At 65.1% G+C, this 18,122-nt stretch carries 22 protein-coding genes; 5 read left to right on the top strand and 17 right to left on the bottom strand.

Annotated features, from left to right (window positions below; translation table 11 throughout):
• Nucleotides 1–50: 50 nt before the first annotated feature.
• From ABDV69_RS02065 to ABDV69_RS02050, 4 genes are all read right to left on the bottom strand, one after another.
• The gene (locus ABDV69_RS02065) at nt 51–356 is read right to left on the bottom strand and encodes a hypothetical protein (protein ID WP_343571684.1); all 306 of its coding nucleotides are present in this window, start codon (nt 354–356) and stop codon (nt 51–53) included.
• A gap of 393 nt (nt 357–749) precedes the next feature.
• Nucleotides 750–1,382: a class I SAM-dependent methyltransferase gene (locus ABDV69_RS02060; protein ID WP_343571683.1), complete on the bottom strand. Its 633-nt coding sequence runs from the start codon at nt 1,380–1,382 to the stop codon at nt 750–752.
• On the bottom strand, nt 1,379–1,981 hold the full coding sequence (locus ABDV69_RS02055; RefSeq protein ID WP_343571682.1) for a DUF4389 domain-containing protein: 603 nt from the start codon (nt 1,979–1,981) through the stop codon (nt 1,379–1,381). The genes ABDV69_RS02060 and ABDV69_RS02055 overlap by 4 nt, the downstream gene beginning before the upstream one ends.
• The gene (locus ABDV69_RS02050) at nt 1,969–3,219 is read right to left on the bottom strand and encodes an NAD(P)/FAD-dependent oxidoreductase (RefSeq protein WP_343571812.1); all 1,251 of its coding nucleotides are present in this window, start codon (nt 3,217–3,219) and stop codon (nt 1,969–1,971) included. Before ABDV69_RS02050 ends, ABDV69_RS02055 begins: the two co-directional genes overlap by 13 nt.
• A 403-nt stretch (nt 3,220–3,622) precedes the next feature.
• On the opposite strand from ABDV69_RS02050, the gene ABDV69_RS02045 reads away from it, so the two are divergent.
• Both ABDV69_RS02045 and ABDV69_RS02040 read left to right on the top strand, forming a co-directional pair.
• Entirely contained in the window at nt 3,623–3,829 is a 207-nt protein-coding gene (locus ABDV69_RS02045) for a hypothetical protein (protein WP_343571681.1), read from the top strand.
• A gap of 46 nt (nt 3,830–3,875) precedes the next feature.
• On the top strand, nt 3,876–4,394 hold the full coding sequence (locus tag ABDV69_RS02040) for a MarR family transcriptional regulator (RefSeq protein WP_343571680.1): 519 nt from the start codon (nt 3,876–3,878) through the stop codon (nt 4,392–4,394).
• 137 nt (nt 4,395–4,531) lie between these two features.
• Here the strand turns inward: ABDV69_RS02040 and ABDV69_RS02035 are convergent, their stop codons facing one another.
• The 3 genes from ABDV69_RS02035 to ABDV69_RS02025 form a co-directional block, all read right to left on the bottom strand.
• Nucleotides 4,532–5,755 carry a GAF domain-containing sensor histidine kinase gene (locus tag ABDV69_RS02035; RefSeq protein ID WP_343571679.1) on the bottom strand — a complete coding sequence of 408 codons (1,224 nt, stop codon included), beginning with the start codon at nt 5,753–5,755 and terminating at the stop codon, nt 4,532–4,534.
• Nucleotides 5,752–6,402, bottom strand: a complete 651-nt coding sequence (locus ABDV69_RS02030; protein WP_343571678.1) for a response regulator transcription factor — start codon at nt 6,400–6,402, stop codon at nt 5,752–5,754. Before ABDV69_RS02030 ends, ABDV69_RS02035 begins: the two co-directional genes overlap by 4 nt.
• Before the next feature lie 136 nt (nt 6,403–6,538).
• Nucleotides 6,539–6,823, bottom strand: coding sequence for a type II toxin-antitoxin system Phd/YefM family antitoxin (locus tag ABDV69_RS02025; protein ID WP_343571677.1), 285 nt, complete (start codon nt 6,821–6,823; stop codon nt 6,539–6,541).
• Between the two features lie 114 nt (nt 6,824–6,937).
• Here ABDV69_RS02025 and ABDV69_RS02020 point away from each other — a divergent pair, with 114 nt between their 5' ends.
• The gene (locus tag ABDV69_RS02020; RefSeq protein WP_343571676.1) at nt 6,938–7,447 is read left to right on the top strand and encodes a haloacid dehalogenase; all 510 of its coding nucleotides are present in this window, start codon (nt 6,938–6,940) and stop codon (nt 7,445–7,447) included.
• Here the strand turns inward: ABDV69_RS02020 and mmsB are convergent.
• The 5 genes from mmsB to ABDV69_RS01995 all read right to left on the bottom strand — a co-directional run bounded on the left by mmsB (nt 7,444) and on the right by ABDV69_RS01995 (nt 12,597).
• Nucleotides 7,444–8,313, bottom strand: coding sequence for a 3-hydroxyisobutyrate dehydrogenase (mmsB, locus tag ABDV69_RS02015; RefSeq protein WP_343571675.1), 870 nt, complete (start codon nt 8,311–8,313; stop codon nt 7,444–7,446). The genes ABDV69_RS02020 and mmsB overlap by 4 nt on opposite strands.
• Before the next feature lie 13 nt (nt 8,314–8,326).
• The gene (locus tag ABDV69_RS02010) at nt 8,327–9,493 is read right to left on the bottom strand and encodes an acyl-CoA dehydrogenase family protein (protein ID WP_343571674.1); all 1,167 of its coding nucleotides are present in this window, start codon (nt 9,491–9,493) and stop codon (nt 8,327–8,329) included.
• A 7-nt stretch (nt 9,494–9,500) separates the two neighbouring features.
• Entirely contained in the window at nt 9,501–11,021 is a 1,521-nt protein-coding gene (locus ABDV69_RS02005) for a CoA-acylating methylmalonate-semialdehyde dehydrogenase (RefSeq protein ID WP_343571673.1), read from the bottom strand.
• 116 nt (nt 11,022–11,137) lie between these two features.
• Complete coding sequence (locus ABDV69_RS02000; RefSeq protein ID WP_343571672.1) at nt 11,138–11,623, bottom strand: hemerythrin domain-containing protein; 486 nt, start codon at nt 11,621–11,623, stop codon at nt 11,138–11,140.
• Nucleotides 11,620–12,597 carry a Rieske 2Fe-2S domain-containing protein gene (locus ABDV69_RS01995; protein ID WP_343571671.1) on the bottom strand — a complete coding sequence of 326 codons (978 nt, stop codon included), beginning with the start codon at nt 12,595–12,597 and terminating at the stop codon, nt 11,620–11,622. The genes ABDV69_RS02000 and ABDV69_RS01995 overlap by 4 nt, the downstream gene beginning before the upstream one ends.
• A gap of 205 nt (nt 12,598–12,802) precedes the next feature.
• Here ABDV69_RS01995 and ABDV69_RS01990 point away from each other — a divergent pair, with 205 nt between their 5' ends.
• Nucleotides 12,803–13,336: a MarR family transcriptional regulator gene (locus ABDV69_RS01990; RefSeq protein WP_343571670.1), complete on the top strand. Its 534-nt coding sequence runs from the start codon at nt 12,803–12,805 to the stop codon at nt 13,334–13,336.
• A gap of 239 nt (nt 13,337–13,575) precedes the next feature.
• The gene (locus ABDV69_RS01985) at nt 13,576–13,875 is read left to right on the top strand and encodes a PE family protein (RefSeq protein ID WP_343571669.1); all 300 of its coding nucleotides are present in this window, start codon (nt 13,576–13,578) and stop codon (nt 13,873–13,875) included.
• A 241-nt stretch (nt 13,876–14,116) separates the two neighbouring features.
• Here ABDV69_RS01985 and ABDV69_RS01980 read toward each other — a convergent pair whose 3' ends face one another.
• From ABDV69_RS01980 to ABDV69_RS01960, 5 genes are all read right to left on the bottom strand, one after another.
• A complete protein-coding gene (locus ABDV69_RS01980; protein WP_343571668.1) occupies nt 14,117–14,344 on the bottom strand; it encodes a deoxyribodipyrimidine photolyase in 228 nt (75 codons plus the stop codon).
• 84 nt (nt 14,345–14,428) lie between these two features.
• Nucleotides 14,429–15,031 (bottom strand): dTDP-4-dehydrorhamnose 3,5-epimerase, encoded by a 603-nt coding sequence (rfbC, locus tag ABDV69_RS01975; protein ID WP_343571667.1) that lies wholly within the window; start codon nt 15,029–15,031, stop codon nt 14,429–14,431.
• Nucleotide 15,032: 1 nt separating this feature from the next.
• Entirely contained in the window at nt 15,033–16,028 is a 996-nt protein-coding gene (rfbB, locus tag ABDV69_RS01970) for a dTDP-glucose 4,6-dehydratase (protein WP_343571666.1), read from the bottom strand.
• 22 nt (nt 16,029–16,050) lie between these two features.
• A complete protein-coding gene (locus ABDV69_RS01965) occupies nt 16,051–16,914 on the bottom strand; it encodes an LLM class F420-dependent oxidoreductase (protein ID WP_343571665.1) in 864 nt (287 codons plus the stop codon).
• 20 nt (nt 16,915–16,934) lie between these two features.
• Nucleotides 16,935–17,786: an LLM class F420-dependent oxidoreductase gene (locus ABDV69_RS01960; RefSeq protein WP_343571664.1), complete on the bottom strand. Its 852-nt coding sequence runs from the start codon at nt 17,784–17,786 to the stop codon at nt 16,935–16,937.
• Nucleotides 17,787–18,122: the final 336 nt, after the last annotated feature.

Genomic DNA, 18,122 nt, shown 5'->3' with positions numbered 1-18,122 from the left:
GACGGACTCAATCAGCCGAAGTTGCCTCGGCTGGCCGCGGACCGCTGAGATCAGAAGCCCAATGGAAGCAGCGCAGTAAACAGTTCGGCCAACGGGTCCGTGAAAGGAAGCGTGGACGTGAAATCGAGGGCCGGATCGCTCGGAACTATGAAGGTGTTTATTGTCTCCCCGGCCACCCCTATGCCCGTATCTGCGGGCGCCCCGAACGCCGCTAGGCCATCAGAGGGGTCAGCCCCAGAAGTCAAAATATCTGTGAACAACTGATTGGAAATAATAGTCGCAACAAACTCATTGTCCCCGGGGTCGGCAAATGATTGGTCCGTGAATATGCCGAAATCTTGCAGCGGTCCACTCATAAAGTCTGTGTCCCCTCCTGGGGTGGCATCGTCACCGTCGGCGTGGGCGGAAGCGGCGGTTGCCAACGGGATGAGCCCAGCAGCCAGCAAAGCACCGGCAGCCGTACCGAGGACGAGCGAAAAGTACCGAGCCCTCATGGCAGACTCCAATTCGCGAATCGTTGGATGATGTGCATGGCGGGCTCCCCGCAGCCGACGATTCGCCCCGTTCGATTCGGTGATGATGTTGTGGGTCGCCCACAGCCGGCGACTCGCGAGCGACGAGTTACCGTCTGTAATAGATACACCAGCCGACGATGAACTGCGCCCTCCTGAAAGATGAACAAGAGATGACGGTCTGCGGCTGGCGGGAAACTGACTCAGACGAAGGCCATGCGCCGGCGGGCGCCCCGTTCAACCATTGCCCTGCACCACGGTGGCGAATCCCTGCACATGAGGTGTGCACGGCGGCGGCACCGCGGTTCGTCGGATGCTGCGCAATCCCCCGGTATCGAATCCGGCCGCGGCGATGGCATCGATGGTTCGGCGGTTGGGCTCGCAACCGGAAGCCAACCACGACCACGGCTTTGCGATCAGGTCCTGGAATCGACCCATCGCGCCCTCCCCGCGGACATGCTCGAGCACGACCAGTCGGCCTCCGGGAGCCAGCACCCGTCGGATCTCGCCGAGAGTAGCGGCCACGTCGTCGACCGAGCACAACACAAGCCCGGTGTGTACCGAGTTGAAACTGTTGTCCGGGAATGGAATCGACTCGCCGATCCCATAGACGATGTCGACCGCAATGCCGCTGCGGCGGGCCAGCGCGGAAGCCATTCGGCGCATCGCCGCCTCCGGCTCCACGGCGGCGACCGACGTCACCGTGGACGGAAGGAATAACAAGTCGGTTCCCGGGCCGACACCGAGCAGCAGCAGCCGGCCGATCGCATTGCTCATCGCCTCTCGGCGATACCGGCGATAGAACAGCCGGTCGAAAATCGGCATGCCGAGTCGATAGATATACGGGAACAACGGATTACCGCGTGTCATCTGTCGCCCAGATCCAGTCGGAACGGCGGATATTCGTCGCGCATCAAGGAGACATACACGGCCACGCGATACCGCCACCGAGTGATGCCCAGGAGAAGGTCGAACATGCCCCGCGGGATCGTCCCGGTGCACAACAACCACACCGGTGCGATGACGCACAGCAATTGCAGCAGCGGCTCCATCGCCCAGCACATGAGTATCTGCGGGATCGCCAATAGCCACTTGACTAGCACGGCCCAGTTCGTGAGCCGTGCGGGATAGTCCACCTCTAGATCGCCTGGATAGCCGGGCCGAGACGCGAGCGTGAAAGGCGGGTACTTGTCGGTGCTGTTCATCGGAAATCTGTAATTCATGACCCGCCACGACCAGCGCAGCACGCCCACGTTGAAGTCGAAGATGGGGCGCGGATACCGTCCGGTGAACAAGATGGCGACGCCGGCAACCACGGTCAGCAGCGGATACACGAGGTAGAGCAGGATCAATATGGGGTAGTGGGGGACAGCCAGCACGCACCACTTGAGAAGCCAGAGCCAGCGTGAGGGCGCGTCGAAATCGCCGCGTACCCGTACGGAATCGTCCGGATTGTTCACCGGTTCCATGCTTGATACTCCCTGACTTGTTCATCGCCGTCGACAAGACGGGTCGTCGTCGCGGTCGCCAGCTCTTGGCTGATCTCCGCTGACATCCGGCGGTGACTTGTCCAACGCAGAAACATCGTCAGCGCCCAGGTCATCAACCGATCCGAGATCATCGCCGCCGGTCTCAGCACGGACTCACCATGGGAAACCGGCAGCGACGCCACCCAGGACACGGCGATGACCTGGCGTCGCCTGGTCTTCTCGTACCAGCGCAGGGCGCTCGAGAGATCACCGAAGCTGGCGTTCTTTCCCTTCCGGAAATCCGAAAGCGCTTTGCACAGCACCATCGTGTCGAGCAGCGCCTGATTGGTCCCTTGCGCGAGGGTGGGCGGCATCGTGTGCGCGGCATCGCCGAGCAACGTGAGCAGACCTTGGCCCGGCCGGGGACTGGGGTGCCGAAAATGTGGGTAAGGCGAACGGGCCAGATGGTCGTCGGTCAATCTCGCGAGCAGGCGGTCGACCGAATCGGACCATCCGGCAAAGTGGGACCGGATCACGTCGATCGGACGTTCCGGTCTGACGAAATCCGGCGACCATGGCAAGTCGAACCACCACTGCACATCGGAAGCTCCAGCCGGCCACAGGCCCAGGTTTCCGTGCTCGCCGATCACCATCAGGGCGACGCGCCTGTCGGCGACGTCTGGAAGGGCGACCAATCCCTGCCAGCTGCACCAGCCGGTCGGCTCCGCCTGTCGCGCGCCGACAGCATCTCGAACGACCGAGTTCAGCCCATCCGCACCGATCAACAGATCTCCTTCGGCCGAGCTGCCGCCGTCGAACTCGACCCGCACTCCGTCGTGCGTACTGACCACCCGGACCGCACGGGAATTGCAGCGGATGCGATCGACCGGGAAGCCGTGCAGCAACCGTTCGAGTAAGACCCGGCGTGGGACCATCCGAACAGGTGCGCCCAACCGGTCCGCCATTGCGTCGACGTCGGGACTAGTGACCGCGCGACCCGTGGATGTCAGGACGCGCAGGGCGGACAGCAGCTGACCGGCCCCGTCCATGTCGACACCCAGTTGTCCTAGCACCGTCGCGCCATTGGGCCAGATGGTCACGGCGCCGCCACCTGCCCGCACATCCGGCCGCTGATCGAAGACAGTGACGTCATGCCCGTCGCGCAACAAACCCCGAGCAACGGAAATGCCGCTTACACCGGCGCCGATGACGAGGACTCGAAGCGACCGAGTCGACAGTGAGTTCGCTACGAAAACCCGCTTCGCGGAACACCCGTAGCCGGGCAGATGTCGAAATCGGCTTACGTCTGGTTTTGTCCCCACGCCTAAATCTATGACGGTAACGGGCAGCGGAACAAGGTTAGGGCCTTAGCTTGAAACTGCCATGAGCTGCTGCGGTGAGAGCCGTCGTGGTTAGCGTGAAATGCGCCGGGTGCGGTGGCGGCGTCTCGATGATTTTGCGGATACCCGGCAGAAGTTCGTCGGCAGCAGCTAAGTGAATATGTTCTCGACGATATACCGATGCTCTTGCGGAATTTGGTCATCACCGCGGCGTACCAATTGGCCAAAGTTGTCGGCATGTACGGAAGGCTGACCGTCACCCGATCGCCCGACAGGCGGCTTCGTATCGGTCTACACCGCCGTGAAGAACCGGATCGCGATAGGTGTCCACGGCACGGACTCGCACGCCAACTTCGTGTACCTGCCGCCGAGGGGTCGGCCGCGGCACGAGGTGTCCGCCGAGGTCGGGCCACGGGTCCGCTGCTGCCCCGATGGCGCGCGGGTGAACGTCGGTGATCTCCCGGCGACGCTGGCCGTCCCGTCCGCGGTGGAAAACTCGCCGGCATAGCGCCACGGATCGCCGCGGTGCCCCGTCAAGTGCGGTATGAAAGGACGTGGCCCCATCCAGTGACCGCGGAAAACCCGACAACCGCGACCCGATCGCCGTCGCGCGTGCGAATTGGGAACGGGCCGGATGGGGCGGCGTCGCCGAAGGAATGGTCGCGGTCACGTCGGTGATGCGTGCTCACCAGATTCTGCTGGCCCGTGTCGAGAATGCGCTGCGGCCGTACGATTTGAGCTTCTCCCGGTACGAACTGTTGCGCCTGCTGGCATTCAGCCGTAGCGGGGCGTTGCCGATCACCAAGGCATCCGACCGGCTGCAGGTGCACGTCACCAGCGTCACCCACGCCATCCGCCGGCTGGAAGCCAACAAACTGGTGCAACGGGTTCCGCACCCGACCGACGGGCGCACCACGCTGGTCCAGATCACCGACCTGGGCCGTTCCACCGTCGAGGACGCTACCGTCACGCTCAACGAGCAGGTGTTCGCCGACATCGGCATCTCGGAGCGCGAATCGCAGGCGCTGGTGGCGTCCATCGAGACCCTGCGGCAGCGCGCCGGCGACTTTTGAGCGTGAGCAGACGCAGAATCGCACAGGGAAGGCCCGTGCAATGCGATTTCACGTCTGCTCGCGCCGCTACGCTGCTCGCGCCCGCTACGCTGCTCGCGCCCGCTACGCTGCTCGCGCCCGCTACGCTGCTCGCGCCGCTACGCCGTCAGCGCGGGCAGCGGAATCGTCGCGGTGACCGCCGTCCCGGAACCCGGGCGCGAGCGGATGTTCAGCCTGCCGCCGACCAACTCGGCCCGTTCGGCCATCGACAGCACCCCGTAGCCGCCCATCTCGTCGCCTCCCAGCGGGTGCTCGAAGGTATCGAAACCTATTCCATTGTCTAGGATTTCGAGTCGAGCGATGGCTCCGGCGTCGACCGTGAACCGCAGCCGTGCCACCGAGGCATTCGCGTGTTTGACGATGTTCTGCAAACCTTCTTGGGCGATCCGGTACAGCGCGATCTCGATGTGCTCGGGCAGCCGGACGTCGGCGAGGTCGAGTTCGGTGTCCAGGTGCGGGATCGACCGGGCCAGGCTGGCCAGCCCGCCGGCCAAACCCAGGTCGTCGAGCACCGGCGGGCGGAGCCCGCTGATCGCGACCCGGGCCTCGCCCAACGTCAGGCCGACCAGGTCGCGGGCCTCGGCGAGTTGGCTGGCGGCCTCGGCGGGATCGTTGCCCACGGCGCGCGCCGCCGCGTCGAGTCGGTAGGACAGTGTGATCAGGCGCTGCGAGATGCCGTCGTGAATATCGCCGGCGACCCGGCGACGTTCGATCTCCTGCGCCTCGATCACCTGCTCGACGAACAACTCATGGGCGCGCTCCCTGGCCACCAGCTGCCGGTGCAACCGCGCCTGATGCATGGCCCCGGCGATCAGGCGGCCGATCACCCGCAGCAGATCGACGTCGCCGTCGGTGAATTCGCGGCGCGCGACCGTGTGCACGTTGAGCACGCCGACCAGCCCGCCCGGATCGGTCTCCATCGGCATGGACACCATCGAGGTGAAGTCGCGGCCACGCAGCGACTGGATCGGCAGGTAGCGCGGGTCAGCTTCCTTGTCGTCGGTGATGACGACCGGCTCGCGATGTTTGGCAACCCAGCCCGAAATGCCGGATCCCAACGGCAGCCTGATCTTCCCCACCTGTCCGTCGAACGGGGGCGTCGCTCCGGCGAGAGTCAACGACCGGTCGCTGTCGTCGAGGACGTGCACGAAGCACACGTCGGTTCCGGTGGCCGCGGTGATCATCCGCGCCGCGGCGGCGGCCAGCGGCTCGACGCCGGGTCCGGTCGAGGCGGCTTGGATGAGCTCGCGCAGCAACGCCAATTCACGATCGCTGTCGACGAGATCGCGCACGGCATGCGATCCGCGGGACACGGTGCTCATCGGTAGATGCCCTCGCGCAGTGCGGTTGCCACCGCGCCGGTGCGGTCGTTGACGCCGAGCTTGCGGTAGATCGCCCGCAGATGGCTCTTGACCGTCTCCTCGCCGATCACCAGCTTGCCGGCGATCCCCCGATTGGACAGTCCGTTGACCATGCAGGACAAGATTTCGCTCTCGCGTTGCGTCAGCCCTTGCCGGGCGCCCGGCCAGAATTCGTCGCGCTGCATGCGGGCCGCGGTGTCGGCCGCGCGGGCCGCCATCCCCGGATCGATGACGGTGTCGCCCCGATGTGCCAATTCGAGCTGGCGCACCAGGTCGTCGCTGCTGATGCTTTTCAGCAGGTAGCCGCTCGCACCCACCCGCAACGCCTGGTACAGGTACTGCTCGTCGTCGTAGACCGACAGCATCACGACTTTGCGGTCCGACTGACGCTCACGCAGCATCTTGCACAGGTCCAATCCGCTGGAACCCTGCATGCGCACGTCGCACAACACCACGTCGGGCCGCAGTTCGTCGACAACCTCGACGGCGCGCTCGACTCCGACGGCCTGGCCGACGACCTGCACCCGGTCGTTGAACGAGGTCAGCATCGCCTTGAGGCCCTCGATGACCATTTCGTGGTCGTCGACCAGGACGAGACGTACCGGCATGGCAACACCATAGTGCTGACCAGTTCGGGTGCCTGGCGGTGACCGGGACACTTCGTGCGCCGACTCTGGAAGGATGAACACCTTGCCGTTTGCTTTTTCGCCGTCGGCGCCACGACCAACTCGTATCGCCGAGCGGTCACGTCCTAGCTCGGCGCGCCCGCATTGCCGCAGCCAGGCTGTCCTGGTTCTCTTTTTCTCCGCGAGCTAGCTCAGCGTCAGCGTCGCCAAGCGCGTGCAGTGTTGCGGCATCCGACAACACCGCGATGGTTTCCTCAAGTGACTCCAGATCGTCGACAGCGATAAGGACCGCGACAGGACGTCCGTGCACCGTAACCGTGATTCTCTCGTGCTGATCGCCGACGCGGGCCACCAACTCCGACAGATGCGCCTTCGTTTTGGCGAGTGAACTGACCTCGGCCATAGTCATAAGTATGACCAATGATGGGCTGGTCGTCGGAGGAGGCGCAGGTTATCGCCACCACAATCCCCCTAATGGGGGAGGCTGGGCAGGCCCTGTTCGGGGCAGTCTGTGGGCGTGCGAATCGAGGGGCAGACTCGTCCGATTCGGACGTTCTGGTGGGACCGGGAATCACGGACGGAAGCCGATGAACTGCGTGCGGTGATTTTCGACGCGGATTCCGCGCTGGCTCGAATCGAACATCGCGGTCCCGGGACCGATCTCGTCGATGCAGTGGTGAGCCTATTTGTCGCGGGTATCTGGGTGAGCGTGGTGAGCACCCGGCCGCGGTCCCAGGTGGAAAAGCTGGTGCGGCACATCCTCGGCGACGGTCTGGTCGAGACGATCGTAACCATCGACGACCTCACTGAGCCCGACGCGACGCTAGCCCGTGGTGGCGAATTGTACCGGCTCGCGTTGTGGGAGATGGGAATTACTGCCCGTAGCGCTCTGGCCGTCACGGGCCCGGATGCCGATGCGCTTGCGTCGACCGCTGCGGGATTGCCCGCGGTTGTTGTCGATGACTCGTTGTCGGTGGCCAGTTGCCAGCAGGCGCACCGCCGCTGGTGGATACGCCAAGCTGCCTAACGCAGCGTCTCGATGATCGCGCTGAAGTCCAAGGCGGCGTTGGCGGTTGCGAATTTGGCGTAGAGGTCGGCGGCGTGGCTGCCCAATGGCGCCGATGAGCCGGTCGAGTTGACCGCATCCATCGCCAGGCCGAGGTCCTTGTTCATCAGCGCGGTGGCGAAGCCGGGTTCGAAGTGGTTGTTGGCCGGCGACGTCGGCACCGGGCCGGGCACCGGGCAGTTGGTGTGCACGGCCCAGCAGTTTCCGGTGGCGCCGGTGATCACGTCGAACAGCGACTGGGCTGACAGGCCGAGCTTTTCGGCGAGCACGAACGCCTCGCCGACCGCGATCTGGTGTACGGCCAGCACCATGTTGTTGCAGATCTTGGCGGCCTGGCCGGCTCCGGCGTCGCCGCAGTGAATGATCTTGCCCGCCATGGGTTCCAGCACCGGGCGGGCCCGCTCGAGCGCAGCACTGTCGCCGCCGACCATGAAGGCCAGCGTGCCGGCCGCCGCCCCTGTGACTCCGCCGGAGACCGGCGCGTCGAGCTGGTCCACGCCGTGCGATGCGGCGAGCGTGTGGACTTCACGGGCGTCGTCGACGGAAATGGTTGAGCTGTCGATGAGTAGCGTCTCCGCGTTGGCCGCGGCCAGCAGCTCGGCATAGCAGCGCTTGACCGCATCGCCGTGCGGCAGCATGGTGATGACGACGTCTGCGCCGGTCACCGCTTCCGGGCCGCTGCCGAACACCGCGACGCCGTGGCCGATCGCGGCTTCCACCGCTGCCGGCATCGGGTCGAATCCCCGTACGGTGTGGCCGGCGTCGACCAGGTTTTTCGACATCGGGCCACCCATGTGGCCGAGCCCTAAAAACGCCACGGTCGACATTGCTCTGGCCCTCCTAGGCGCTGGCGCGGACGCGGGCGGCTTCGGCACGGCCGATGACCACCCGCATGATTTCGTTGGTTCCCTCCAGGATGCGGTGCACCCGAAGGTCGCGCACGATCTTCTCCAGACCGTACTCGCGCAGGTAGCCGTAGCCACCGTGCAATTGCAGGGCCTGGTCCGCGACCTCGTAACACGTGTCGGTGACGTAGCGTTTGGCCATCGCGCACAACTCGACCTTGTCGGCAGCGCCGGCATCCAAAGCAGACGCGGCCCGCCACAACATCAGTCGCGACGCCTCCAGCGCGGTGGCCATGTCGGCCAGGGTGAATCGGATGGTGGGCTCGTCGAGCAGGGCAGCGCCGAACGCCTCGCGGTGTGCGACATAAGTTGCGGCCTTGTCGTAGGCGGCCTGCGCGCCGCCCAGTGAGCAGGCGGCGATGTTGATCCGGCCACCGTTGAGGCCGTTCATCGCAATGCCGAAGCCGCCGCCCTCGCCGTCGGCGCCGCCGAGCATCGCCTCAGCCGGCACCCGGACGTGATCCAGAACGACCTGTGCGGTCGGCTGGGCGTGCCAGCCCATCTTTTCTTCGTGGGCACCGAAACTCAGTCCCGCGCTGTCTTTTTCGACGATGAACGCCGAGATTCCGCGTGGGCCGCTCGATCCGGTGCGCGCCATCACCAGGTAGAGGTCCGAGGTGCCGGCACCGGAGATGAATTGCTTGACGCCGTCCAGCACGTAGTCGCCGCCTGCCCTGACGGCCTTGGTGCTCAACGCGCCGGCGTCCGAACCGGCGCCGGGCTCGGTCAGGCAGTAGCTGGCGATGGCGTCCATCGAGGCCAGCCGCGGCACCCAGTCCTTGCGTTGCTCGTCGGTGCCGAACGCGTCGACCATCCACGCGCACATGTTGTGGATCGATAAGAACGCCGCGATGGTCGGGTCGGCCATCGCCAGTTGTTCGAAGATCCGCACTCCATCGAGGCGGCGCAGCGCACTGCCGCCCACGTCGTCGCGGCAGTAGATCGCCGCCATCCCCAGACCGGCCGCATCTCGCAGCTCGTCTATCGGGAAATGGTGGGCCGCATCCCATTCCAGCGCGTACGGGGCAAGCTTCTTGGCGGCGAACGCGGCGGCCGTCTCGGTGATGACCCGTTCGTCGTCGTCCAGACCGAAAAGTTGCATCGTCGGGCTAGTTCATCGTCGGGATGGAGAAATCGGCGCCGTCTTTGATGCCCGAGGGCCAGCGCTGCGTGACGGTCTTGACCTTGGTGTAGAACTGGATCGAGGCGGGCCCGTGCTGGTTGAGGTCGCCGAAGCCGGACCGCTTCCAGCCGCCGAAACTGTGGTAAGCCACTGGAACCGGGATCGGTACGTTCACCCCGACCATGCCGACCTGCACCCGGGACACGAAGTCACGGGCGGCATCACCGTCGCGGGTGAAAATCGCCACCCCGTTGCCGTATTCGTGCTCGGAAGCAAGCGCAAGTGCTTCTTCGTAGTCGTGCGCCCGCACGATGCACAGCACCGGGCCGAAGATCTCGTCGGTGTAGATCGCCATGTCGGTGGTGACGTTGTCGAACAGCGTGGGCCCGATGAAAAAGCCCTGCTCCAAACTGGTGTCGTCAAAGGTCAACTCGTCGGTGGTGCGCTCGCGGCCATCGACCACCAGATCCGCACCCGCCTGCACACCCTGGCCGATGTAGCCGCGCACCCGCGCCAGCGCGGCCTCGGTGACCAGCGGGCCGTAGTCGGCCTTCGGGTCCAGGCTGTGCCCGACCCGCAACCCGTTGATCCGTTCAACGAGCCGATTCCGAAGCCGATCCGCCGTTTCCTTGCCGACCGGCACCGCGACGCTGATCGCCATGCACCGCTCACCGGCGCTGCCGTAGCCCGCCCCGATCAACGCGTCCACCGCCTGGTCGAGGTCGGCGTCGGGAAGGATGACCATGTGGTTCTTCGCCCCACCGAAGCACTGCGACCGCTTGCCGTTAGCTGCCGCGGTTTCGTAGATGTACTGCGCGATATCGCTGCTGCCGACGAACCCGACGGCCTGGACGTCGGGATGGTGCAGGATGGCGTCGACGGCTTCCTTGTCGCCCTGGACCACCTGGAACACCCCCGCCGGCAGACCGGCTTCGAGAAACAACTCGGCCAGTCGCAACGGCACCGACGGGTCACGCTCAGAAGGCTTGAGAATGAACGCGTTTCCGCATGCCAGCGCCGGACCGGCCTTCCACAGCGGGATCATCGCCGGGAAATTGAACGGCGTGATGCCCGCGACCACACCCAACGGCTGGCGGATCGAGTAGACGTCGATTCCGGTGCCGGCGCCCTCGGTGAACTCACCCTTGAGCAGGTGCGGGATACCGATCGCGAACTCGATCACCTCAACCCCGCGCTGAATGTCACCCTTGGAATCGTCGACGGTCTTGCCGTGCTCCAGGGAAAGGAGCTCGGCCAATTCTTCTACGTTGGCGTTGACCAACTCGACGAACTTCATCATCACCCGGGCCCGGCGCTGCGGGTTGAACGCCGCCCACTGGATCTGCGCCTGCACCGCCGAGGACACCGCGGTGTCGACATCGGCCTTCGACGCCAGTAGCACCTGCGCCTGCACCTCACCAGTGCTCGGGTTGAGCACGTCGGCGGTGCGGGTCGAGGACAGGTTGCTCCGTCGCCCGTCGATGAAATGCGGAATCTGACTGATCATGGCGTCCCTCGGACATGGAGAGTGAGCACGTTAGTTACTAGGATATCCTAGTAACTGGTTCCGGGTGCTGGCAAGCGGCTGCGCGCCAGGACGGGGCGGCCGGCTGGTGCGCGGCGCTAGAGCGAGTGGACCAGGGCCGCCCGGCCCTTGGTGCGCAAGCGGTGCACTGCGGACCTGCGGTACTGCTCCATCCGAGTAGACATTGCCTGACCGAGAGTCTCGAGTTCTTCCGCGGAAATCTGAACCTCCGGCGGAGCCGGGATCAAGTCGCGCTCCTCCTCGTCAGCGTGGGCCTCCAGCACCGTCTTGAACGAGTTCCATTCGTCCTGGTAGCCGGGGGCGCTCGGCGAAGTTTTCAACAACACCGACAGTTGGTCGACCACCTGACGGTGCTCGGCGTGCGCAATGGCAATCAGCTGGCTGGCCGCGTTGAGTGCCGGGTAGTACAGGTCATCCTCGATGCGAAAGTGAATGTCGAGTTCGACCAGCATGTCGTCGAGCAGTGCGCGACGTTCGTCGCTGCCGACCGGTGCTTCGCTGATCTTTTTGCCGAAACCCTTGAGCACGATGTGATGTTCTTTGAGTACCTGGTAAGCATTCACTGCGTCGGTCCCTTTCCAACCGCGCGTCGCGACCGGGAACGTGTCGGATCTTCGCCGCGCACTTCGATCATCCCGTCGACCACCCTGGCCTGGTAGCACGGCAGCGGCACCGCCGACGGACCACGCAGCACTTCGCCAGATTCGGTCGCGAACCACGATCCGTGCCAGGGGCAGACGAGTCGGCCGCGATCGACCCAGCCGTCGGCCATCGGGGCCGCCAGATGCGGGCAGAACTCGCCGAAGGCCGAGACCCGCCCCGGTTCGGTCTGGCACACCACCAGGCCCACACCAGCTACCTCTACGCGCACCGGCTTGCCGTTCAGCTTGTGCACCGGGAGTACCGACGTCCACTCGGTTGTCCGCAACCGCCGGCCCGATTGGTCGACCCCGATGCCGGAATCGAATACCAGGGCCCCGCCCAGATAGCTGCCGCCGACGGTGACGGCGTATCCGAGGGCGGTAAGCGCCATTCCGCGACCGTTTCGTCCCTGCAGCCGGTCCCACCAGGACTGCGCGTAGAGCGCCGTGGCCGCCACGTTGATCACACCGTGCACCAACCCCACGCGGCGATCGCTCTCGTGGGTGTGCTGCCAGTCGGTGACGCCGGTAATAGCCGAGCCGATGCTGGCAAGGATCCCGATCCCCAGCGAACGGCGGGCAAACTGCGATGCGCCGGCGCCTTCGGAGGTGGGTCGGTACGGCAAGATGCTGAGCGCGTCGAGCACTACCGTCGTACCCAGTGCACCGCTGGTCAGCGAAGCCAACGGCGGGTGCACGGGATGGCCGAGCCAGACGCCGTTGAGCGCGTTCATCACGGTGTTGCGCGCGCCGCCCAAGCTGTTGTAGGCGAAGCTCAGGACATGCTCCAGTCGGTAACTGGGCCGGTCCAGCCACTGCTGTCGACCGATTGCAGCCACTGCTGCGGGTCCGAGCCGGCGTAACCGAGCTCGCGTGCGCTGTGACTGGGCCGCCATGGCACCAACTCCTCGGTCTTTACCAAACATCGGCGAGAAAAATTTAGCATAGCAACTGTTGCTTATGGCAAGAGTATTAGTAAGGTGCAAAACCCCGGGCAAGTTCTCCAGGGTCGCGACGGAAACCGACCGTTGTCTGCGGCGATAGTCGCCGGCGGCAATGGTGGCCTGGGCGAATTAGTTCGCCGCTGCTAGCATTCGCCGGATGGCCCGCCAGACTGTAGGCAAAAACCGGACGTCGCCGGTCGGGAGCGGGAAATCGTCCAGTGGGGATGCGGCGCAAGATGATTCGGTAGACGCGATCGCCGATGCGCTGCTGACCGCGTCTCGGCTGCTGGTGGATATATCTCGACGCTCCATCGCGCGGGTGGACGGGACCCTCACGATCCCGCAATTTCGCGTCTTGCTGATCCTGTCGTCTCAGGACACCGTCAATCTTGCAACGCTTGCCGGCCTGCTAGAGGTCAAGCCGTCGGCGGCAGGCCGGATGGTCGATCGGCTCGTCGGCGCCGAGCTTATCGATCGCTGCCCACACCCGACTTCGCGACGCGAACTGCTGGTTGCCCTGACCCCGCGGGGGCGCAAGGTCGTACGGGAGGTGTTGGTGCGGCGGCGCAAGGAGATCGCGGAAATCGTCGAGAACATGCCCACCCCGGACCGGCGAGGCTTGACGCGGGGACTGAAGGCCTTCACCACTGCCGGTGGTGAGCCCGCTGTCCTTCTCGACGACGAACCCTGATCGACCCCGATCAGATTGCGCGGCGAAGCATCTGGCCACCCGTGATCGTGATCAAAGACGAGGAGTTGGCCGGAGAGCAGCCGCGCTTTAGTTTAGGCACGTCAGAGCTGGTTCGGGCCGCGGACGACCAGATGCTGTCCAGCCTGGTCAAGAGGGCGCAAAGCGCGTAATACGCGCCAGGCGGGCCAACAGGCCTACAGTATTCGTAGATGCGATGTTCGTACTTGAGGAGATAGCACATGTCATTCGTGACCACACAGCCCGAGGCCCTGAGCTCGGCGGCAACTGCGCTGGGCGGCATCGGCTCGTCGTTCAGCGCGCAGAACGCCGCGGCCGCGGCGCCGACGACCGGTGTCGTTCCCGCCGCGGCTGACGAGGTGTCGGCCCTGACTGCCGTGCAGTTCGCCGCGCACGCGCAGTTGTATCAGGCCGTCGCCGCGCAGGCCGCCGCGATCCACGAGCAGTTCGTGAACACGCTGGGCACCAGCGCCGGGTCGTACGCGGCGACCGAAGCCGCCAACGCCGCGTCGGCGGGCTGACCAACAACGCTGTGGCCGTGCGGGACGCTCTCGGTCTCCAAGACGGCGACGACGTTCTTTTTCGCGTGGAAGGCGATCGCGCGGTGGTCGCCTGAACGCCGAAATTTCCTGACCTTGCCGATACGGTCCGGATGTCAGCGGCGCAACGCAACGTCGCGTGCGTCGCCGCAACCGGAAGCCAAGGGTCTCAGTGCAACTCCCGATCGTCGCCAACGACGAGTCACCGCTCTGCTGGGCGAAGCTACTTTTTGGACGGGATGAAAATCACCACGATCAGGGTCAGGATGCTGAAGAGCAGCCCAAGGATTCCCCACCCGAATGGGTTGCGGCCCTTGATCGCAGCGATGGCTCCACAAATGATTGCCGCGAATATGCTGCCGATGGCGACAAAGATTCCTTTGATGCCGCGCAGAATAAAGCCTGCAGCTTCCGGCTGGCTGTAGCTGGCCAGCAAAAGTTGGTGAACCATGACGACCTCCTCGACGTCGAAAGGGGTCTTCCGTCTGAAACCCAGGCTGAAGATACCCCAGCCGGCCCGAACCAAACCGCCGTTCTAACCGTTGCGCAGGCCCTCGACGAAAGCCCGGGCTTCGTCCCACGACGGCAGCAGACCGGCGGCGCGCACCTCGGCCAAGGTCGGCGCGGCGGCGTCCCGGTCAGACAGCACGGGTCGGTGGCCGCTCGGCCACTCGATCGCCAGGGCCGGGTCGGTGGCGGCGATGGTGTGTTCGCGCTGTGGGCTGTACTCGGCCGAGCACAGGTACATCACCGTCGAATTGTCTTGCAGTGCAAGGAAGCCGTGGGCGAGTCCTTCGGAGATGTACACCGACTTGTGGCTGTGGTCGTCGAGCGTCACGGCGTCCCACCGGCCGAACGTCGGCGAGCCCACCCGAACATCAACCACGACGTCGAACACCGAACCGGACAGGCAGGTCACGTATTTGGCTTGGCTCGGCGGGAGTTGGGCGTAATGCAGTCCGCGCAGCACGCCGGCCGCCGACACCGAGCAGTTGGCCTGCCGGACGTCCAGCCGATGACCGGCGAATTCCGCGAATTCACCGGCCGTCAGCCATTCGAAGAACAGGCCGCGTGAATCGGTGCGCAGTTGCGGGGTGATCTCCCACGCGCCGACGATGTCGAGTTCCCGGACTTCCATGTCACTGAGCCCATTGTTCGTATCGCGCCTCCACGGCGTCTTTGATTGGCCGCCACCAGGTTTCGTTGCTGCGGTACCAGTCGATGGTGGTGCGCAGGCCCTCGGTGAAGTCGGTATGTTTTGGGGCCCAGCCCAATTCGTTGCTCAACAGCGACGGGTCGATCGCGTACCGAAGGTCGTGACCAGTCCGGTCGACAACCTGGTCGAAGTCGTCGGGGTCCTGTCCCAGCAACTCGAGCACGGTGCGCAGCACCGAGAGGTTGTCGCGCTCGCCGTCGGCGCCGATCAGATAGGTCCGCCCCGGCTGGCCGTTGTCCAAAATGCGGCGGACCGCGTCGTTGTGATCGTGGACGTGGATCCAGTCCCGGACGTTGGCGCCGGCGCCGTACAGCTTCGGCCGACGCCCGGTCAGCACGTTGGTGATCTGCCGGGGGATGAACTTCTCCACGTGCTGATAGGGCCCATAGTTGTTGGAGCAGTTGGAGATTGTCGCGCGCACGCCAAAGGACCGCACCCACGCGCGCACCAGCAGGTCGGAGGCGGCCTTGGTCGAGGAGTACGGACTCGACGGGTTGTACGGGGTGGCCTCGGTGAACCGCTGCGTGTTGTCCAGCTCGAGGTCGCCGTAGACCTCGTCAGTGGAGACATGATGCAGCCGCACACCGTGTCGGCGGACCGCCTCCAAGATCGTGAACGTCCCGACGACGTTGGACTGTAGGAACGGCGCCGGGTCGGCCAGCGCGTTGTCGACGTGGGTTTCGGCCGCGAAGTGCACCACCGCGTCGGACTCGGCGACCAACTGGGAAACCAGCTCCGCGTCGGTGATATCGCCCTTCACCAGCGTGATGTCGCCCGAGACGGGAGCCAGCGATTCGTGACTGCCCGCGTACGTCATCGCGTCGAGCACCGTCACCGTGTCGTCGGGATGGTCGCGCACAGTGGAATGCACGAAATTGGCGCCGATGAATCCAGCACCACCGGTAATGAGCAACCGCATGGAGCAAACCCTAGCCCTGCGGTCAGTTCGGAGGCGTCAACCCCAGCGGTTCGGCCAACGCCTCCAGCGCGCCCAGCAGCTTGCCGTCGGGCCCGCCCAGCACCTGGATCGCCACGTGATCGGCCCCGGCCGCCAGGTGTTCGTCGAGGTGCGCGGCCACTTGCTCGGCGGTGCCGTGGGCGACCACCGCGTCAATCAGCTTGTCGCTGCCGGGTTTACGCACATCGTTGTCGGTGAATCCGAGTCGGCGCCAGTTGTTCACGTAGTTGCTCAGGTCCAGATAGAACTCGACGGTTCGCCGCCCGATTTCGCGGGCCTCGTCGGCGTTCTCAGTCAGGACGACTTTGTGTTCGGGAGCCAGGAACACCGTATTGCCCACCACTTCGCGCGCCTGCGCGGTGTGCTCGGGCGTCGTCAGGTACGGATGGGCGCCGGCGCTGCGCTCGGCTGAGAGCGCCAGCATCTTCGGGCCAAGTGCCGCCAGCAGCCGCCGACTGGTCGGCACCGAGGCCCCGTCCAACTCGTCGAGATATCCGACGAGTGCGTCGTAGGGCTTCTGGTACACATCGGTGTGTTCCGGATGACCGACGCCGATGCCCAGCAAAAACCTTCCCGGGTAAGCACTTTCGATGCGGTGGAACGATTCGGCCAGCTGTGCGGCCGGCGATGCCCAGATGTTGATGATCCCGGTCGCCAACTGCAGCGTCGACGTCTCCGCCAGCGCGGGTTCGACCCAGCTGAGGTCGGCGTCGGGAGATCCCCCGACCCAGACGGCGCCATAGCCCAGCGATTCGATCTGTCGCGCGACGTTCGGACTGACGGATCGGCTGGCAAGCCAGACGCCGTATCGACCCAAGTCAGGTATGAGCGAAACGCCTTCGGTCATCGAGATCCCCTTATGGTTCGTCAGGCAGGTGTCAGTCCGAGCGGCCCCGCGAGTTCGGCCAGAGCCGACACCAGGTTTTCATCTGTGGTCAGGACCTGCACAGGCACGTGATCGGCACCGGCGTCCAGGTGCTCTCGCAACCGCGCCGCGATCGCCTCCGGAGTGCCGTACGCCACCAGCGCATCGATCAAGCGGTCACTGCCCGGGTAAGTGGTCTCGTCTTCGGAGAACCCGAGCCGTTTCCAGTTGTTGCGGTAGTTGGCCAGGTTGAAGTACACCGGCAGCGCTTTGCGCGCGACGGCGCGCGCCTGCTCGGCATCGGTGGTCAGCACCACCTTGTGCTCGGGGGCCAAAAACGCCGCCGGTCCGATGAGTTCGCGAGCCTGCGCGGTGTGCTCCGGAGTGGTCAGATACGGGTGCGCGCCCGCACTGCGTCGCGCCGACAGCTTCAGCACCTGCGGCCCCAGCGCCGCGACGACTCGACGGTTGGCGGGGACACCGTGTTCGTCGAGCTGATCCAGGTACTCCACCAGCGCGTCGTAGGGCTTGCGGTATTCGGTGATCGCCTCGGGATGACCGACGCCGATACCCAGCAGGAACCGGCCCGGGTAGGCGCGGTCGATGCGGTGGAACGACTCAGCGACCGGCTCGGCCGCATCCGACCAGATGTTGACGATGCCGGTGGCCACCTGCAAAGTCGTGGTCGCCGCCAGAATGGGTTCAACCCAGGCCAGCTCGGCGGGCGGCGAACCGCCGACCCAGACCGCCCCATAGCCGAGGGCTTCGATGTCTTTGGCTTGCTCAGGCTTTACCCCGCGGCCGAACGATCCGAACCGGCCGAGGTTGGGTTTACTCGCAGCTGAATCGGTCATGGTGACTCCAACTTACCGCTCGGCCTCCGCTATTCCAGGTCTGGGCTGGCTGGGCCTGGGCAGCACTGCCTGGACGCTTTCGCTGCCGGCTCGGCTCGTTATCGCGGCCCCAAGCACGTGCTTGACGCAGTGCTTTTGCCGACCGTCGTCGCGGCCGCATGTGGCGTCACCGTCTCGGAATACGTTGCATGGCATGGATTTTGGAACAACATATAAGTGTTCTTTACGACCGCGCACGTTCTTCGGCGGCGTCGCCGTCTTGCGGCAGCGCCACGTCGACGACCGGCGACATCCCGTAGAAGTCGCCGAGATTGGTGCCCAGTAGCTCGAATTCAG

Source organism: Mycobacterium sp. (assembly GCF_039583785.1).
Lineage (GTDB): Bacteria > Actinomycetota > Actinomycetes > Mycobacteriales > Mycobacteriaceae > Mycobacterium.
Note: the sequence above shows the minus strand (reverse complement) of the source record. Positions and strands in the feature narration are given on the sequence as shown.

Coding starts and splice junctions, on each gene's coding strand:
- rfbB (WP_343571666.1), bottom strand. CDS start 16,028: ATGCGGTTGCTCATTACCGGTGGTGCTGGATTCATCGGCGCCAATTTC.
- ABDV69_RS02010 (WP_343571674.1), bottom strand. CDS start 9,493: ATGCAACTTTTCGGTCTGGACGACGACGAACGGGTCATCACCGAGACG.
- ABDV69_RS02065 (WP_343571684.1), bottom strand. CDS start 356: ATGAGTGGACCGCTGCAAGATTTCGGCATATTCACGGACCAATCATTT.
- rfbC (WP_343571667.1), bottom strand. CDS start 15,031: ATGGAAGTCCGGGAACTCGACATCGTCGGCGCGTGGGAGATCACCCCG.
- mmsB (WP_343571675.1), bottom strand. CDS start 8,313: ATGTCGACCGTGGCGTTTTTAGGGCTCGGCCACATGGGTGGCCCGATG.
- ABDV69_RS02060 (WP_343571683.1), bottom strand. CDS start 1,382: ATGACACGCGGTAATCCGTTGTTCCCGTATATCTATCGACTCGGCATG.
- ABDV69_RS01965 (WP_343571665.1), bottom strand. CDS start 16,914: ATGACCGAAGGCGTTTCGCTCATACCTGACTTGGGTCGATACGGCGTC.
- ABDV69_RS02030 (WP_343571678.1), bottom strand. CDS start 6,402: ATGCCGGTACGTCTCGTCCTGGTCGACGACCACGAAATGGTCATCGAG.
- ABDV69_RS01985 (WP_343571669.1), top strand. CDS start 13,576: ATGTCATTCGTGACCACACAGCCCGAGGCCCTGAGCTCGGCGGCAACT.
- ABDV69_RS02005 (WP_343571673.1), bottom strand. CDS start 11,021: ATGATCAGTCAGATTCCGCATTTCATCGACGGGCGACGGAGCAACCTG.
- ABDV69_RS01960 (WP_343571664.1), bottom strand. CDS start 17,786: ATGACCGATTCAGCTGCGAGTAAACCCAACCTCGGCCGGTTCGGATCG.
- ABDV69_RS02025 (WP_343571677.1), bottom strand. CDS start 6,823: ATGGCCGAGGTCAGTTCACTCGCCAAAACGAAGGCGCATCTGTCGGAG.
- ABDV69_RS02055 (WP_343571682.1), bottom strand. CDS start 1,981: ATGGAACCGGTGAACAATCCGGACGATTCCGTACGGGTACGCGGCGAT.
- ABDV69_RS01995 (WP_343571671.1), bottom strand. CDS start 12,597: ATGGCGGCCCAGTCACAGCGCACGCGAGCTCGGTTACGCCGGCTCGGA.
- ABDV69_RS01980 (WP_343571668.1), bottom strand. CDS start 14,344: ATGGTTCACCAACTTTTGCTGGCCAGCTACAGCCAGCCGGAAGCTGCA.
- ABDV69_RS02035 (WP_343571679.1), bottom strand. CDS start 5,755: ATGAGCACCGTGTCCCGCGGATCGCATGCCGTGCGCGATCTCGTCGAC.
- ABDV69_RS01990 (WP_343571670.1), top strand. CDS start 12,803: ATGGCCCGCCAGACTGTAGGCAAAAACCGGACGTCGCCGGTCGGGAGC.